This is a genomic window from Shewanella gelidimarina (assembly GCF_023283945.1).
In the GTDB taxonomy this organism is placed as follows: domain Bacteria; phylum Pseudomonadota; class Gammaproteobacteria; order Enterobacterales; family Shewanellaceae; genus Shewanella; species Shewanella gelidimarina.
This window is the reverse complement of sequence record NZ_JAKIKW010000012.1, coordinates 33080-49370: the sequence shown is the minus strand read 5'-3', so window position 1 is coordinate 49370 and position 16291 is coordinate 33080. Positions and strand designations below refer to the sequence as shown.

The window sequence follows — 16291 nt, the reverse complement described above, 5'->3', positions numbered from 1 at the left end:
CGTCCTATGCTAACCCTAAGTTAGGGCGAAGCAGAATATGTTTTGTGCAGAGAGGATTGACGAAACAATGCGACAATTGTTTTATCATCACTATGACCAACAACCGGCCACTGACTAATCCAGCGCCGTACATCAGCCTTAACTTGGCCGTCTGTTAACTGTCGATATTGATTCAATAACTCTAAGTAAAAGTTAGCTCGATACTCTAAAGCGATGTCATCAGAAATGCCGTCCGTTACTAAGAAACAAGCATTCAATTCAGCAGTTGGTTGCAAGTAAAACTGCCACTCACTGGCTTGAAATTTTTTACCTAGAGAATACGTTTGGTTAGCAAATAGGTCTTCGTCTTTATCAGATAAAAAACGAACCTGTTGTTCACACTCACCTTCCTTTGAAGTAATAATGCAACAATCCCCATCTCCAAGCTGGGCGATAAAAGTCTGCTCACCCAACATAATGGCGAACAAAGCTGTGCAACGACACAGCTCAAGATCTATACCCCGAAGCTCTTCTAACCAGTAATCATGAAATAATTCAATCAACGACACTGGCTCAACTTCTTGCTCAACTATCACTTCATCCGCGCAGTACTGAGCTAACCTTACAACTGCCCGACTTACAGCTTGAGCACCTAAGTGAGACAGAGACTTGCTTCCTAAGCCATCAGACAAAGCAATCAGTATTGGCTCGTTTTTACGCTCTAGATGGTAAGCATCCTGATTAAGTACGCCAAGGCGCTGATGAAGAGGGCCGATTTCACTGTCACCGAAACCACGCCATACAGATGTGTTACCACTCATCATCATCCTCTGATTCGTTTTCAACAATAACACCGGCTAAATCAACTCGGTTCAATGGGCCGCCTGCAACGATTTCTGGACGCCAGATCGTGTGCAAAACATGATCCAGCTGTTCTGCACGATAGCTATGATTCGATAGCGTAATTAACTGTGCTAAATCAGCATCACCACCCACGCCAATAAAGAACAAATTATCGACCTGTGAAATCAACTGCCGTTGCTCTGTATTTAACTTAAAGTAACCATCTGTCAGCACCAAAAGCGTTGCTTCAGAGTTCACTTCGCTCCAGCTACAAAGGCTAGCAATATCACTACTATCTTCAGCGGCTGGCAGCTCAACATCTGCTTCAGCTAACCAAAAAATCTCTGTAATATCCTCTCGCCAACTGAAGTAGCTCGTGCTTTTACTGTGTTGTGTAGTAAATTGCCGGATATAGCGCAGTAGGTTAACCAATAGCATCGGTTTACCATACTCAGCCATACTTCCAGAGCGATCTATGATGCAATGCAACTCAGATGAACTCATCTTCAAGCTCTTCTGACGGTTGATTATCTTCCTGTTCGACTAAACGCTGAACCTCTTCTTGCTTTGGAACAACATTAGCATTTTGACTCTGAGTACGGGTAGTTACTGACATAGTGACAAATTTAAAGAACTCTTGTATTTGCGAAGAATCCTGCGCCGTAAACACCTTGTTTTCAGTACCTGATACAAACTCATTTAGTACGCTATTAGAAGTATCACTACCAATAGCCATTGCCATGCGGTCACATTTCTGCGAACGCCCTTCTTTAACCAATTCTCGTAGTGGCTGCTCCCAAGAATCATTCGGTGCTCCGTCTGAAACCAATACAATCGTTGGGCGATACGCGCGTGACGGTGTTGTTTCTTTATCTTCGATCATCGCTTTTGCCATCGAAAAAGCCGTGCCCATTGGCGTCATTCCGCTTACCGTCATGTCTTGCCATTCAATATCTTTAGCAGAAGTGTACGGAGTATGAAGTAAAACCTCTGCACCAAAGGTGATGATTGAAACAAGTATTTCAATCTCATTTTTTTCAGCATTGGCAAAGTCAGTGAACATCTCTTTTACTGCAACATTTAGTTCATTAATGCTATTACCTTGCATACTGGTACTCACATCAAGCAGCAACACCACAGGTAGGGGCTTGGCCTTAGCTACAGTAAAATCGGAAGGGTTAAATCCAGTCATAATATCGTCCTTTTAATTCTCTCAATTGTAAATTTATTAAACAGGGAGTCGACAAGATTAAAGCTCGCTCATGTCTACTACCACATTTTTAATGGCTCGAATTTTATGCAGTTAGATAATGCTTAATCGCCATTCATTGTGTTCGTTTAGACTAACAACAAACAATTTAATGTCGGGAATGTGCAAGCTTACCTACTCATAAATTTACATCCTATGTACTTTGCTCAGTGTGAATGTACTGGCGTGGATAATTGCAATATGAACTCAAGGGTGCCATTCATCAACAAGCTCACTTGGTGTTACCCTTGCTTCATGCAACTAAAATCTGCGTTTTACCTTTAGCATCACGTCCACACTTCCCTTTTCTTTTGCCACCCACCAAGGCATTTCATAGCAAATCTCACTTCAAGCTTTAATTTATAAGATAAGAATATGTCAAAACTGACTCAGATACAGAGGCATGTTAATTAATACAACCATCATAACTAAACCGAAAATTAAGCGATGTTTATAAGCTTACAAATCGCATGGGTGGATCACATCAACGGTTAATGTCTCGCTAACGGAATAAGTCGAGCCCCCCTTTACCCCATCTGAATGCACTTTAATATGATCAACCACATCATTTGGTAGAAGCTGAATCAGCTTTTTATGAAGCTGACTCAACACCTCTTGAATGAACTTCGCATTCAGAGGCTGTAAGTTATCAAACTGACCCCGAACCCAATCACCCTCATCTTCTAAGCCGAAGGTGCCGTAAACACGAACATCCCCCTTCATATCGTAGAAGAATTGCAAATACTGTTTGGTAAAATCGGTATTTTTAATAAAGCCTGAACCGACTTTAATTTTTCGCTGGGGTTGAGAAAGCATAAACAGGTAGAGGGCTAGTAGCTTAGCTGAGAGCTTAATATCAATACCCAAAACACTCAGCGTTCGTGACTTCAAACTGATAGAGACTGCCAATGGCTGACTCGCGGCATTCATTAGTGCTACTGTTTTAGAGAAAGAACTATCTTCAAGTTGATTTAGCAGGTCCGATTCAAACTGCTTGCGCATGCGCACAAAAGGGATCTCTGCAAGGGTGACATGTGCATCTTTAGTATTGACTCGGCTGCCAGCCGTTTTTCCGTCAATCCAGTGTTCTTGAAGTGTCGGATAATAGAAGTCTCTTACAAACTCAAATTCATCATTAACAAACACATGACTCAGGGCATCTTGCTCACGTCCATAAAGCGACATGGCATAACCCATATAGAACGCCATGGTTTTACGGCCTCCAGCAATAGAGGCATGAATAGCACAGCTAGTGTCAGCGGTTAGCATGGCGACCTTGCGGGTGATAAAGTCTGCCATCGTAGACTGATCCTCTTCACCTTTGGCATCTTCTAACTCATTCCCTTGCTCGTCACTAATGACCCAGATATTTGACTCATCAAATTTGATCTGTGGTAGTGAATAATCAGTAATCAACCGCTGCCAATGACCTTGCTCAAAGAGACCATCGACTAGCATCTGCTTGGAATTTTTAGTGGTGATCACGAACACTTCTTCAGGTAAAGCTTTTCCTTGTATATGTAAACCAAATAAGGTTTCAGTCAATACTTGAGGGCTCGCCCCAGTTACAGCAACTAAGATATTTTTCATTTTATGTATCGCCTATAACAAACCATAGTTATCACCAGTCTGCCGGATCCCTAATGCCTCACAGCAGAGCATGTTTAATGGCCTTACCAGTGTAGATATTTAAAGGTGCAAATCAGGAAAATTCAAAGACCAGATTCCGTTCTGCATATATTCCATATACTTAATAAACCTGAACTTTTGCTGAACAGGTGTCAATATCAAAATGACTATATGCGACTTAATTCGGGTTGTCACCGACATACGTCAAACAAACGTATTTTCAGACAATTAAAGGGGATATGAGTATCGGCTCGCTAGTAAATGAGTTGGAATATTCTCAGTAACTTGCACAATCATAAAAGTACAGAGCAGCGGATGGGTATATCTTGAAGCAGAAAATAGATAATTGAACAGCAATCGGCTCAACAGCGAACAACACGCATATCAAGTTCAACAAACCTCCCCCATCACACTTATCATTGGGAAGCACAAGTTAATCACTGGGGCTCCTCCCTTCATGCACGCTGTTGACTCTTGCAAGCGGTAGTCAATGGTACAAAAAATCTAGCTTCGATAATTCAGGACGGATAACCAGCAAAGTTAGGCAGTGGACTGACAAAGAGGTCGTGGTTACCTCATTGGATAGCTGGGTATCGATAAGCATTTTTCAGGTGGTATCTTCATCCCATTCAAGGATTTTTGCGGTTTGTTGGCTACGGCTTGGGCTTGTTTTGTGCTGTTTGATGGTTCGGGGAACACTAATGGTGCAAGATCTGATACATGAAAACCGTAGTAGTTCACCGCAAGGTATTGGCTTAGCTGATGCACAGTACCTAATGCGGCATAACCTATCGACAGCGAGCCATCAGCACCGTGAGCAGTTTCGTTACCTTTAATGCGAAGGAAATGCAGTTGGTCGCGCAGTCTGCGCTTCAGTACAATACAAGAATGCATCACTTTTAAGTAACTCGATAAAGTTCGCTTGGGGCATTTTTGGTAAGGCATCAATAGCGTAGATCTCTTTGGTCACCTCTTCTGCAAAGCCACGCAGACGAGTGATCGCACTGCCTGGATCTAAATGCAGTATGCTTTCAGCAAGCTGACCTAGATTAGCGAGCTTTTCATTATGGCCGCGGATTAATTCAAAATTGAGTGACTTTGTCCATAAGCTATTGATACCCCAATGTAGATTGCCATCTCCTATACCAGAACTCGCGTGCAAAAACGATGATACCCTTATGATAATTAGCGAAATTATTATCTATTCTTTATATTTTCAGTGTTCTTTTTACCCTTTCAAGCCAGCTATAAACAATTTCACGGGTTTCATTAGTGGCCAAGGCGTTACGCATCCCCGCTATTTGGTCTAGTTCTATGCGCCCATTTTGCCTATCGATTTTAATGCCTATGGTTACCCGTTGCGGTTGCGGCATAACAAAGACACAATAGTTCCCTGCAGCTATGCGACTATGATAAATAGCGATGCAGTGTTTTTGGCTAACGCCTTCATTAAAGAGTTGATCATAATCCTCAATTGGAACAATGTTCGGCTCTGCAGCAATAAGCTGTGGATAGGGCTTATCAGCATCTTCAGGCCGGTTTTGCTCGCGTCTTAAGCCGTTGCGTCTGTCTATCCAATATTGGTGTAATACCTCAAGCTCATTGAGTGACGATAATTGGCTCACTCGCTTGGCAGGGTCGTTAACCCCAAGCTCTATGCCGAGCGTTAAGGTATCTGCTAAACAGGCACGTAATGGCCCTCTTGTTAGCCCGTTTGCAGTTGATATTGCCAGCCCTAACTTGGTCCCAGTTAAAAACGGGTATCGATTGTCTAGACTCAATGCCACATAGTTAATTGTTGAGTAATGATTAAATACTTTGTAACGGCTAAAACGTACATCAAGTTGCTTTTTAACGTGTTTGAGCTCTAAATCACGTGCAAAAGTGAGTGTCAGCTTATCGATAAACTTAAGAGCGGCTTTGCCGCTGTCATAGCCCAGGTGTTTTAGGATATCTCGCTGCCCCAACTGGCTTATTATTAACGCTTGTTTGTTGTCGATTGAGTAATGTTCACAAATAAGTACCAACAATAGTGGTCGCATCAATAACAATTGAGCGGCTTGTTCACTGTTCGCGGCGAGCCATAGTAGCTGATACTGATGCTCAGGAAATGCCTCTGTTACTGCAATGTACTGCGTGGGAATATGCGCTAACCAATCTAAACCCGATTTAAACTGGGTAATTAGGTTAAACCCTAATCCTAATCCTCCCTCTAACAGCTCTTTGGGTTTAGTGTCGAATACTCTATAGGCTTGTAGCTTTTGCTGCCAACTGTGTAGCTCTATGTCATACTCAAAGCCGAGACGTGAAATCGGTATCGTCAGGTGCAGTTCTATGTTGATAGCTGATTGATTATTAATGTTGAGTTATCCTTTAGACTTAGATCAAAGTAAATGTAGCAGTTGCTATCAGGCAATCATATAGCACTATTTATGCGAAAACTGCCATTGACTAAGCAAGCGATATCAAGCTGCTTCTAGTCGAGAAACAATTGCCTCGAGGGGTATTGCTTTCTCCTGTATCAGCGCAACAATAGCCTCAATATCTTGCTCGCGATTAAGCATCATGGCTTGCTCAATCTCTTTTATCAATTCGCGCCCCTGTTCAGCGTTCAAACTGCGTAACTCATTGACACGCTTGGGACTCGAAAGTGACACCAGCTGCTTTAATGCTCGTTGTTTTGGCCGATGGTCCTTATGCTCAACCTTTATTCCCTCAACAGCCTTAGCTTCATTATTAGCCACAGTGTTATCTATATTCGATTTAGTTCTAGCCGTTTTACTCGATGCGAGACTAACCACTTTAGTCTCGTGATTAACAACATTGTGCAGATCAGTTGCTGGATGTTTTTCTGACTCAAGTAGATCCGAATAAAAAGCAATGCTTGGTAGCATAAAATTAAGGTGTTTTACAATTACCGTCTCAATTTCTCGCATTGCTCTTGGCTTGATATACCCCGCCTGCTTATTGGTTTTTATAACGTGAGAGACGGAATGTTTTATCGCTTTCAGACGCGCAGTTTTAATAAAGTCAACATCATTAAGTTGCTCAACTTGACGCTGTTCTTGCACTTTGATTGAGTCAATCTGAGTACGTAAACTTTTAATGCTGGTCTGGATCAGTTTGTCATAACACGGCTTAAACACTGACTGTATGGTTGGATTCAACTTAGCTGGCATCGAGGCGGATTTTTCTAACTCGTGCACAGATAGCCTTAGTTCCTTTTTAACTTCTGACATAAAGTTGTGTATTGACCGGCAATCGGAAGGTGTTGAGCCGGTATAAAGCGGTTTACTAACGCCTTCTATCAATACCTTTAGGTGGTTATTTTTGGTTCTTTCATAGGAGAATGGCGTGCCAGAACCAAGTAAATCATTTAGAAATTTAATCACTCGTTTTTGATATTTACTGTAACTGACTTGCTTACACATATGATGGCCTCATTTGATTAATTGAGGCCATCATATGTGCAATTAACAAATGTTGAGAATTATAAGCTTGCAAAAACTTCGAACTAAAGAATCAAAAAATTTTTACTCCCTCTTACCTAAAATATAGATAATACACACAAAGGTACCCTACCTATTAGTACAAAAGGACCTGGAGGCCCTATGTCAGCGAAACTCACTTACTGAGAGACTTCTATTGGAACTCCTACCGATAGAGACCTGCAATTGCACCAAAGCGTTCAATTTGCTTTCGCATTCTGTAGTCTACGAAGAAATGTAGTTCTGCCGGGAAAAAGATACTTTATGTATCTTTTTTTCGTTTAAGCAGTTTAAAATCTAAGAATAAAAGGTATCACTCAGCTCTTTGCAAAGTACCGTTCTATGCACCACCTTCCCTCTCAGCATCTCTGCATCTTCAATACTTAACATCACCAACTTTGTTTTTTTATCAAACCGTGCTGGCATTTCATCCAATAGCTGGGTATGCAGTCTCTTTATGTCATTAAAGATTTGCAGTGATTGGGAGAAGAGCATCACTTTGTCGTAATAACCGTGCTTGAGGCCATACAGCCACTTTAGCAGAATAGTTTGTCGTGCTGCTTTGGTTTTGAATGAGTGCTCTATTTCAATTGCTGCGATAGTGCCATCAGGCTCTAATGCTATTCCGTCGACATTACGCACATCATCTGATTTAAAAAGCCGCTTAAATTCAGGTTCGGTGACAAACGAGTACCAATAGGGTTTATCTGTATTGTCTTTTGCTCTGTTATGTAGCCCTTTCAGCTGAACATATTGCATCATAAGGTCATGCATTATGGTGTTTTGATTGACGCGTAAGCTAGGCTCTCCGGCACGAAAATATACCGCTACCGATAACAACTCCTCAGCATATTTGGCTCCTGTATAATCGAGTACATAAACCCGTCCATCCATTGAGCGATGCGTGATAACCAGACTCAATAATTTTTCACTCACGAGCTTGTTCAAATGCTCCAATGCGAGACGCAGAGGAATACCATAAAGCCAAGCAACTATGGTTGGAGAAGTCAGGCCAAAACGTGCGACAAGCTTCATGGTCAACACTCGCCTTGCTTTACCTATTTGATTGTTGTTGGCACCTTGCTGATATCGCATGGGTATTGATAGGTAGGGTTGATATTGATAACCCCCTTTACCTGAAGTATCGAGTGTTTGGTTTATCAGTTGTTGTGGGATATTTTGGTCGTACATTTTTGATACCTGTCATTCAGTTCATAATCGATATCTAGAGATAGAGCTTTACGATACAAACTATGGTGATTCAGACAAATAAGTGTAGATTTTCATTCCGAGATACTTATTTCCCCCTATCGGGATGAAAATAGCGATAACTATCGCTACCAAGCCAGGCGTTGCCTGATGAATGCATCACTTCGTAACACATTCATATGCCTTGAAACGCACGCCAGTTCTGATGACTCGTCATCGACACTGTCTTACGAGCTACGCTCTAGCTTTTCAAGACATCAAACGCGCATGTATCTCGCTCCGCTCTGTACTAACCGCATTTTCGCCGCTTACGACGAGGGGATGTGTTCCACCTCTATTCCCTCTTTCGACACTCTGCTTTTCTAACGAAAAGGCAAATGGTTTAGCCATCAATTTGTGCCAAATATGAGGCTAAATTTTGCTGAAGCAAAACGTAAATGCGGTTAGTACAGACCAGCTGTACATGCGCGTTGCTCCTTTGCATCAATACTTCGTATCAATCCAAATACGCGAGCTGAAGGCATGTTGCACATGCTGTTAATTACAAATAATCGTGCCGATTTTTGCTGTAAGAGCACACATTCGTTTGGGTGTAATAGCTAAAAATGAGGTTTTTTTGAATCTAAAAATGCAGAAAACATGGGGAAGTTGGGACAAACTTTTTGTTGCTGACAGTTCAGTCAAACAAGTTTGTAATTTAGCATTTTTTCATTAATGTGTATAGAGAGCGGTAAAAATTAAACAAAAAACTGGAGATAGGTATGAACAAATTACTTAACGTAGAACCTCAAGTTAATGTCGATGGTACTCCGATGGTATCAGGCGCAAATGTTGATATTCACGGCAATCCATATGGAGTAACTGAGCCACCTTTCGATTCAAGTTGCAATATGATGAATGACAGTAATAACGACTCATTTGGTTGTGGCTTTGATAGCTCATTCGACAATTCGTTTGATAGTTCATTTGACAGCGACTGCGACTCATTTAGCTCAGGGTTTGACGATTTCTAGATGTCTAATAAAAAATTATCAAGAGACCAGACAACAAGTATCCCGCTAGTATTCGGTGCAACGCTATTGCTCTGGTTATTCTCTTTCTATTTAGAAACAGACGATGTTAGATACCTCGTCGTCTATAGTTTAGGTTCGTGTAAACTGACATTTGGCACTGCAACATACCAAAGCTTGTGTACTAAAAAACCAAGCAAAGTGAACTTATGGCGCGCGAGCTACTACGTGTTATTTCGAATCATATAAGCTAATAATTAGCTTTAAGGAACATATATGTATTTTCTACTCCCCACTTTTGTGCTGATTGCTGGTGTTTATTTTCTTGTCACTCGCTCTAAGAAAGATTCAGATCAAGAGTGACACCAATAGAGCGTACAAAAAATAGCCACTTAGATTTAGTCGAATTACTCAAAATGTGTTTTTAACTTTATTTGATAAGCAATAAAAATGACTCATACAAAGATGAAAACAGACATCACACTAAGAATATCTTCTTAAATTAGAAAAATAAACCACCAAGATTAAACCATAATACTTGGTGGTTTAACGCGCATTATCGTTTAATTTTCACATTGCATACACAAGACAGCGCCGCTGCATGGAAGTGAGTATTTATTCACTAAACCGCGTAAATTAGCCGTATGACAAAAAAGTAGTCATTTATACGACATATCTATACACAACAATAACGGTTTACAAATACACTTTGCCACTGTTAGCATTTATTTAAGCACTAAAGCAGCCACGTAAAACAGATTTATCCGAGAACTAAAATGTCGAAGAACAAGATGTTTTCGCAATCAGTACATAAGTCAACCTATTGGAGTCAGAAATATTAACCAAATTAATAATGAGGCTATTTATACGTGAAATAGACTTCAAACTATTAAAAATCTAATTTCTTCCTATTTTATTACCATATTCGTACTAAATTACAATGACTTAACAGAGGTAGATATGTTCTCTAAATCCGCAAGAAATCAATCAAATGCCAACATGATGACTGATCTCGAAACGCAATCATGGTTGAAGGACAGAATTCTCGTTCTTGAAAGCAAGTTAGCGGCTTTAGAAAGTAAATATGATGACGGTTGGATGCCATTAGAAGCAGCTTCAAAAAAACTCGGTAAATCTGTTGCTGCAATACGCCAGAGAATTAAGAGTAAGACAAAGCCAATGCCAGAAGGAAATGTTTGGAAACAAGAAGCAAAAGGTTATGAGATCTTCGTCCATCTTAAAAACTTTAGAGCGTGGCTATAATGATATTAACAGCATCTATGAAAGCAGATTTAAAGGAAGCTAGTGGCGTTACAGCTCACAACGGTAGCTTACGCGTGCAATTTAAGCTCCCTGAGCTCAACAACGCGATCAAGCGCTCTTTGAGTATCCCTATTACAAAGGCAAATATAAAATTAGCCAAGCTGACATTGGCTAATATCAAACAAGACATCGCCAATGGCCTTTATAAGAATGCTCCTGAAGCCTTCTGGCTTAAGCACTTTCCAACAAATAGCATCAATTCTGCCATAAACATTACCGTAGAAAGCTGCATAGATGAGTATACGGCAGAAAGCGCTAACATCCTGACAGACTCAACAAGAGATAAGTTAACAACTATCAAAAGCTGGCTTGAGCGCTCCAATCTTTTAGACAAGCCCATCGCAGAAATAACGGTCCACGTATTCAATAAACTTCGGGTACGAACTTTAGAAACATGCACATACTCAACAGTTATTGATTACACAAGCTCATTTAATAAAATTTTGAAGCACGCATTAGACAAAAAATACATTAAATCGAACCCGACTCTCCTTCTGAAAAAGCTCGTAAAAGACGATATACACCTTGATGATGAAGACAAGTCAATATTACCATTTTCACAAAATGAGTTAAGTAGGCTTATAGCCGTTATTCACATCCCTCAAACAAAGCGAATGGCAGAATTGCTTGCATGGACTGGTCTGCGTCCTGGAGAACTTAAATCTCTTGCGTGGGAGGATGTAGATCTTGAAAACCTAAAAATACATGTGAAGTATAATATTACGCGTCAGGGGAATCTTAAACCACCAAAGACAACTGCTGGCCACAGAGTCATCGAGTTACTCCCTAGGGCCTTAGAAGTATTACTTCAGCAAAAAGAAGAGACCTTTAGCGTGCCATCGCGTCGTGAAACCATTTACTATAAAAATCAAAAAACAAAAGTTGTTGAACGTAAACGAGTCTTTTTGGGCAGAAATAATGAACCCTATAAAGGGCCGGAATTAACGAGTACGACTAATTACTGGAAAAATTGGCTAATTGAAGCTGGTTTAACTCATAGGCCTGCGTATCAATTGCGACATACATACGCTAGCCAGTTATTGATGGCTGGAGCCGAACCATTATGGTTGGCAAAACAGATGGGGCATTCAGACTGGGGAATGATCAGAAAAATTTATGGACAATGGGTCAGTAATGAAAAACCTGATTACGTAAAAGAAATGGCAATAAAATTGAATCAAAGTTACGAATGATATTCGTTAGTAAACACCTCATACATAAAAGCTCAAGCAATTGCTTGAGCTTTTTTTTAACTATTTTTTGGCCCCTATTTGGCCCCAAATTATATGCGCTAAATAATTAAGCTTAAATTCAGACACTTATAATCAAGACTGCATTTAGCTTCCAAACTGCATCTGATACAGGTTGTAATATACGCCCTGCTTTGCGAGCAAAGACGTATGAGTGCCTCGCTCAACAATCTTGCCTTGGTCAACAACAAGAATTTGATCGGCGCTTTCAATGGTTGATAATCGGTGCGCAATAACAATCGAAGTTCGGTTTTGTCTTAGGTTATCAAGCCCGCCTTGAATCGCTTTTTCTGATTCAGTGTCTAAGGCTGATGTTGCTTCATCTAAAATCAATACAGGCGAGTTACGTAATATCGCTCGCGCAATCGCAATACGTTGTCTTTGACCACCAGAGAGCATGACACCATCTTCACCAATTTGGGTATCGAGCCCCTGTGGCATAGGGTCAATAAACTCCATCGCATGCGCTAGGGTTGCAGCGTTAATAATCTGCTCTCGCGTAGCTTCACCTGGGTAGGCATAAGCAATATTATTGGCAATGGAGTCATTAAATAGAGTGACTTGTTGGGAGACTAACGCGATTTGACTGCGTAGAGATGTGAGCTTGTACTCATCAATATTGACGCCATCGAGGGTGATTCCTCCCGATTTTAGCCCCGTATAAAAACGGGTGATCAAACTGGCGATAGTCGATTTACCTGAACCTGAACGGCCCACTAACGCCAACGTCTGACCTTGTTCAACTTTAAAGTCGATACCGTTTAGCGCCAGCTTCTCATGCCCAGAATAGCTGAAATCAACATTGTTAAATGCAAGTTCACCCTTAACACGTTCGACTTCAAGCTTACCGTTATCCTTTTCAGGCTTAATATCAAGCAATTCAAACACGGTCGTACAAGCTGCAATACCCCGTTGGAATTCGGCATTAACGCGGGTAAGGTTTTTAATGGGTTGTAACATTGCCAACATAGCACCCAAAATGGTCGCGAAGGTACCAGCTGTGAGCTCTGCTTTCATGCTATCAATGCTTGCTGCATATAAGATAAACGCAATCGCAAACGAACCAATAATCATCACTAGTGGCTGGCTAATCGCTTGAGCAGTTGCAAGTTTCATTGTTTGGTAGCGGTTTTGATCATTTACTTTCGCAAAGCGTTGCGCTTCCGTTTCTTGACCACCAAAAGATAATACATTCTTATGGCCTTTTAGCATTTGCTCTGTTGCGGCGGTAACTCCACCCATTGCAGCTTGAATATTCTTCGACACTTTTCTAAATCGGCGGCTAACCACCGCAATGATCAACCCGATAATGGGACCGATAACTAGAATAACTAATGATAGTTTCCAAGAGAAATAGAACATAATACTTATCATGCCGACGACAGTAATACTGTCGCGCACGATAGTGATCAGCGCACTCCCCGTCGCGCGGGCGATTTGTTCTGTATCGTAGGTCACGCGGGATATAAGATTACCCGTGTTCTCATTGTCCATATAACTCACAGGCAGAGTCAGATAATGTTCAAACACCTCTTGGCGCATATCCATTATCACTCGAGCACTCATGTAAGCAATGCAATAGGTCGACAGAAAGTTTGCTAAGCCACGTAGACTAAACAACACTATGACCACAAAAGGAGCGATCAGTAACACGTCACTACTAGAGCCAAAGCCACCACTCGTACCAAGATCGAGATTACTTAGGCCACCAGCACCAGAAGTGGCTTGACTGACTTGACCGCCAAAGCCTTCATCAATGAAAGGTTTTATAACGGCAATAAATGTGGCATCAACTAATGCATACATGATTAAGCCAATAACGGCAAAAAACAGTACTTTCTTAAGCGGTTTCAAATAGCCGAGAAGGCGCTTAAAGACTGTCCAGACTTCATTTTTAGGAGATGTTGTCATTGAGAGAATTTACGTATTGGCAAAAGAAGCATTCTACTCTGGATTTTTGATCTCACCAAACCTAAACACTTGGTTATACCAAAATGGCGCAAAATCTGAGCGATATGTGTAAATTTTGGTACTGTCGGACTGAAAAGCAACACTAATTTGTCCCTGCTCTCCAGTGACTAACGTATCAATACCCAAATCATCATATCGCGCCCAAACATCCTTCTTGGGAAAACCATATCGGTTATTAAACCCCGCAGGAAACAGCACCAGTGTTGGTGATACCGCATCAATAAAGCGGGCACTTGAAGAGGTTCTGCTGCCATGATGTGGCGCGGTCATCACTGAACTGGCAATGCCTTTATGATGTATAAGTTTTTGCTCCGCTTCATGTTCAATATCTCCCGTGAGCAAAATACTGTTGTTATCTTTGAATAAACGCACCACACATGAGCCATTATTGCCTTTAGCAGGCCTTAAAGGACCAATAATCTCTAGATTGATGCTTTGCCACACAATATTTTTAGGTCGGCAATTAATCGTACCCCACCTTTTATCATCTGCTATAACGATGGCCTCGGGGTAAGCCTCCATGACCACTGACACGCCACCAGCATGGTCATTATCAGCATGGCTAATCACTAAGTAATCAACCTTGGTAATTCCTTTACTCTTTAAAAACGGCAACACTATACGTTCTGCATAACTAAAGTTTTCACCAAAACGGGCTCCGGTATCATAAATAATGGCTCGACCATTACGCTCTATCACGGCTGACATCCCTTGGCCTACATCCAATAAATGTACTTTCCATTGCTGATGTTGCACCCCAAATATCGCTTGATAAGCCAATATTAGGGCTGGCAGCGACATGACACTAAAGGCGAAGCGCCAATGCATAGTGCGAAATTGCAAACAAAGCCAAATCCCAAGTATCGCGCTCAGTCCGGCAGTTACCCACTGTGTTGACAAATCAAGCCAAGCAAACTCGATACTGCTGCCCATGTCTAATAGCATAAGTACCGGTTCCATCGTTAACTGTGTCAGCCAGAAAAGATTAAGGGACTCAGGAGCAACACCCGCCAACATTGCCATGATAAATATCAACAGTGATAATAAAGCGACGGGTAAAACAACAAAACTAAACCAAGGCACCAGAATAAAGTTGACTGCAATACTGATTATCGACGTACCAGCAAAGAAAGTCGCTTGTACTAGCCCTAACACAAGAGCTAATCGCCACTGTATCGCCCAAAATGCGACTATCCAGTGCTGAATACCACTGCAGCCATTAGCCACTTTTATTCGCAATACTTTGGCAATTGAGCTAACTGCAGGCTGATTGGCCGCCACGTTAGTTTCTAACGCTTCAAGCCGTTGCGGATTAAACCTTGCTATAGTGATTAAAATGACCGTCAAAGCCATAAATGACAACCAAAAACTGGCACTCAGTGGACTCAAAGGGTCCAGTAACAACACCATAAATAGCGCATACAACAATCTCTCCCAACTGCTTGAAAAGCGACTCAGTAGCCATGACGATATATAGGCTAATAGCATAATGAGGGCGCGTTGAGTTGATACCGAAAAACCCGCTAAATAGGCGTAAGCAATTGCCGTCACGGCACAAAGCACCATAGCGATAACATTGTTACGCCGTCCTTGAGTCGGCAAAAAGTTAAACAATAACGTTTTACTCAGCAGGAATATCCAAAAGCAAGCCACTGATAAATGTAGACCTGATATCGCAAACAAGTGACCCGTACCGGTATTTCTCAACTGCAACCAACGCTCTGATGTCATTAGACTTCGATCGCCAACTAAAAGAGCAAACAGCAAGTCTTGTGAAGAGTACTCAGCCAATGCGGGCTTTAACTGTTCTATGAGCTTGTCTCTAACGCCTTTATTCTCGCTGAGTAACTGCCCTGCCGTCACCTTGCCTTTAGCAAAAACATGTTTACTCAGTAGGTATTTCTGCTGATTAAACCCTCCTTCATTTAAAGGGCTTGTAATCGACTTTGGCTTAATCGTGAATAACCACTGTTGGCCAACCTTAACTTTTGGCGGTTTTGACCACGATAATCTAAGCTTTCTTGTGAGCTTGTGGGGCAAAATTGAATCAACCAGCATAATATCCATACTAATCCAGTCGCCGTTTGCATGAACTAGTGATATGATTTCGCCGCTAACATTGATAGCGTCAGTGTTTTCATCTGTGTCCCAGTCCATTAATAACGCATAGAACATGGTTATCCAGCTGAGTGCTAATAAGCAACCAGCTAACATAGGGGCACGCTGAATCACGACCACAGCCATTAAAATACACAACGGCACTAAAGATAGCTGAGGGAGCGATGGCCAGATCATTGCTGATAATATCGTGGCGCAAAAGCCACACATGAATCCATTCAT

General features: G+C 41.5%; 14 protein-coding genes and 1 pseudogene. 4 read left to right on the top strand and 11 right to left on the bottom strand.

All coding sequences use genetic code 11. From position 1 onward, the window contains the following. Positions 1-20 precede the first annotated feature (20 nt). From L2729_RS11805 to csm6, 5 genes and pseudogenes are all read right to left on the bottom strand, one after another. Positions 21-800 carry a protein phosphatase 2C domain-containing protein gene (locus L2729_RS11805; RefSeq protein ID WP_248988451.1) on the bottom strand — a complete coding sequence of 260 codons (780 nt, stop codon included), beginning with the start codon at positions 798-800 and terminating at the stop codon, positions 21-23. Further along, complete coding sequence (locus L2729_RS11800) at positions 790-1326, bottom strand: hypothetical protein (protein WP_248988450.1); 537 nt, start codon at positions 1324-1326, stop codon at positions 790-792. Before L2729_RS11800 ends, L2729_RS11805 begins: the two co-directional genes overlap by 11 nt. Continuing rightward, positions 1313-2014 (bottom strand): vWA domain-containing protein, encoded by a 702-nt coding sequence (locus L2729_RS11795; protein WP_248988449.1) that lies wholly within the window; start codon positions 2012-2014, stop codon positions 1313-1315. Before L2729_RS11795 ends, L2729_RS11800 begins: the two co-directional genes overlap by 14 nt. Positions 2015-2227: 213 nt before the next feature. After that, positions 2228-2329 (bottom strand): annotated as a pseudogene (locus tag L2729_RS21820) (IS1595 family transposase); the annotation flags it as partial. 201 nt (positions 2330-2530) lie between these two features. Continuing rightward, on the bottom strand, positions 2531-3661 hold the full coding sequence (gene csm6 / locus L2729_RS11790; protein ID WP_248988448.1) for a CRISPR-associated ring nuclease Csm6: 1131 nt from the start codon (positions 3659-3661) through the stop codon (positions 2531-2533). Between the two features lie 740 nt (positions 3662-4401). On the opposite strand from csm6, the gene L2729_RS21690 reads away from it, so the two are divergent. Beyond that, positions 4402-4536: a hypothetical protein gene (locus L2729_RS21690; RefSeq protein ID WP_283104217.1), complete on the top strand. Its 135-nt coding sequence runs from the start codon at positions 4402-4404 to the stop codon at positions 4534-4536. Here the strand turns inward: L2729_RS21690 and L2729_RS11785 are convergent. From L2729_RS11785 to L2729_RS11770, 4 genes are all read right to left on the bottom strand, one after another. Next, positions 4533-4862, bottom strand: a complete 330-nt coding sequence (locus L2729_RS11785; RefSeq protein WP_248988447.1) for a hypothetical protein — start codon at positions 4860-4862, stop codon at positions 4533-4535. The genes L2729_RS21690 and L2729_RS11785 overlap by 4 nt on opposite strands. 46 nt (positions 4863-4908) lie before the next feature. Beyond that, a complete protein-coding gene (locus tag L2729_RS11780) occupies positions 4909-5742 on the bottom strand; it encodes a PcfJ domain-containing protein (protein WP_248988446.1) in 834 nt (277 codons plus the stop codon). A gap of 423 nt (positions 5743-6165) precedes the next feature. Beyond that, the gene (locus L2729_RS11775; RefSeq protein WP_248988445.1) at positions 6166-7131 is read right to left on the bottom strand and encodes a hypothetical protein; all 966 of its coding nucleotides are present in this window, start codon (positions 7129-7131) and stop codon (positions 6166-6168) included. Positions 7132-7485: 354 nt separating this feature from the next. Continuing rightward, complete coding sequence (locus L2729_RS11770) at positions 7486-8379, bottom strand: hypothetical protein (RefSeq protein WP_248988444.1); 894 nt, start codon at positions 8377-8379, stop codon at positions 7486-7488. Positions 8380-9158: 779 nt separating this feature from the next. Here L2729_RS11770 and L2729_RS11765 point away from each other — a divergent pair. The 3 genes from L2729_RS11765 (at position 9159) to L2729_RS11755 (ending at position 11923) form a co-directional block, all read left to right on the top strand. After that, complete coding sequence (locus L2729_RS11765; protein WP_248988443.1) at positions 9159-9410, top strand: hypothetical protein; 252 nt, start codon at positions 9159-9161, stop codon at positions 9408-9410. A 957-nt stretch (positions 9411-10367) separates the two neighbouring features. Further along, a complete protein-coding gene (locus L2729_RS11760; protein ID WP_248988442.1) occupies positions 10368-10670 on the top strand; it encodes a hypothetical protein in 303 nt (100 codons plus the stop codon). Positions 10671-10687: 17 nt separating this feature from the next. Next, a complete protein-coding gene (locus L2729_RS11755) occupies positions 10688-11923 on the top strand; it encodes a tyrosine-type recombinase/integrase (RefSeq protein ID WP_248988441.1) in 1236 nt (411 codons plus the stop codon). Between the two features lie 144 nt (positions 11924-12067). Here L2729_RS11755 and msbA read toward each other — a convergent pair whose 3' ends face one another. Together msbA and L2729_RS11745 are read right to left on the bottom strand one after the other, a co-directional pair. Continuing rightward, positions 12068-13891, bottom strand: coding sequence for a lipid A export permease/ATP-binding protein MsbA (msbA, locus tag L2729_RS11750; RefSeq protein ID WP_248988440.1), 1824 nt, complete (start codon positions 13889-13891; stop codon positions 12068-12070). Positions 13892-13924: 33 nt separating this feature from the next. Beyond that, the gene (locus tag L2729_RS11745; protein WP_283104216.1) at positions 13925-16246 is read right to left on the bottom strand and encodes a DNA internalization-related competence protein ComEC/Rec2; all 2322 of its coding nucleotides are present in this window, start codon (positions 16244-16246) and stop codon (positions 13925-13927) included. Between the last annotated feature and the right edge of the window lie 45 nt (positions 16247-16291).

Bases quoted from the DNA above. Each gene is read 5' to 3' on its own strand.
- L2729_RS11780 (WP_248988446.1), bottom strand. From the start codon at position 5,742: ATGCGACCACTATTGTTGGTACTTATTTGTGAACATTACTCAATCGAC.
- L2729_RS11775 (WP_248988445.1), bottom strand. From the start codon at position 7,131: ATGTGTAAGCAAGTCAGTTACAGTAAATATCAAAAACGAGTGATTAAA.
- L2729_RS11805 (WP_248988451.1), bottom strand. From the start codon at position 800: ATGAGTGGTAACACATCTGTATGGCGTGGTTTCGGTGACAGTGAAATC.
- L2729_RS11795 (WP_248988449.1), bottom strand. From the start codon at position 2,014: ATGACTGGATTTAACCCTTCCGATTTTACTGTAGCTAAGGCCAAGCCC.
- L2729_RS11745 (WP_283104216.1), bottom strand. From the start codon at position 16,246: ATGATCTGGCCATCGCTCCCTCAGCTATCTTTAGTGCCGTTGTGTATT.
- L2729_RS11770 (WP_248988444.1), bottom strand. From the start codon at position 8,379: ATGTACGACCAAAATATCCCACAACAACTGATAAACCAAACACTCGAT.
- L2729_RS11800 (WP_248988450.1), bottom strand. From the start codon at position 1,326: ATGAGTTCATCTGAGTTGCATTGCATCATAGATCGCTCTGGAAGTATG.
- msbA (WP_248988440.1), bottom strand. From the start codon at position 13,891: ATGACAACATCTCCTAAAAATGAAGTCTGGACAGTCTTTAAGCGCCTT.
- L2729_RS11765 (WP_248988443.1), top strand. From the start codon at position 9,159: ATGAACAAATTACTTAACGTAGAACCTCAAGTTAATGTCGATGGTACT.
- csm6 (WP_248988448.1), bottom strand. From the start codon at position 3,661: ATGAAAAATATCTTAGTTGCTGTAACTGGGGCGAGCCCTCAAGTATTG.
- L2729_RS11760 (WP_248988442.1), top strand. From the start codon at position 10,368: ATGTTCTCTAAATCCGCAAGAAATCAATCAAATGCCAACATGATGACT.
- L2729_RS21690 (WP_283104217.1), top strand. From the start codon at position 4,402: ATGGTGCAAGATCTGATACATGAAAACCGTAGTAGTTCACCGCAAGGT.
- L2729_RS11755 (WP_248988441.1), top strand. From the start codon at position 10,688: ATGAAAGCAGATTTAAAGGAAGCTAGTGGCGTTACAGCTCACAACGGT.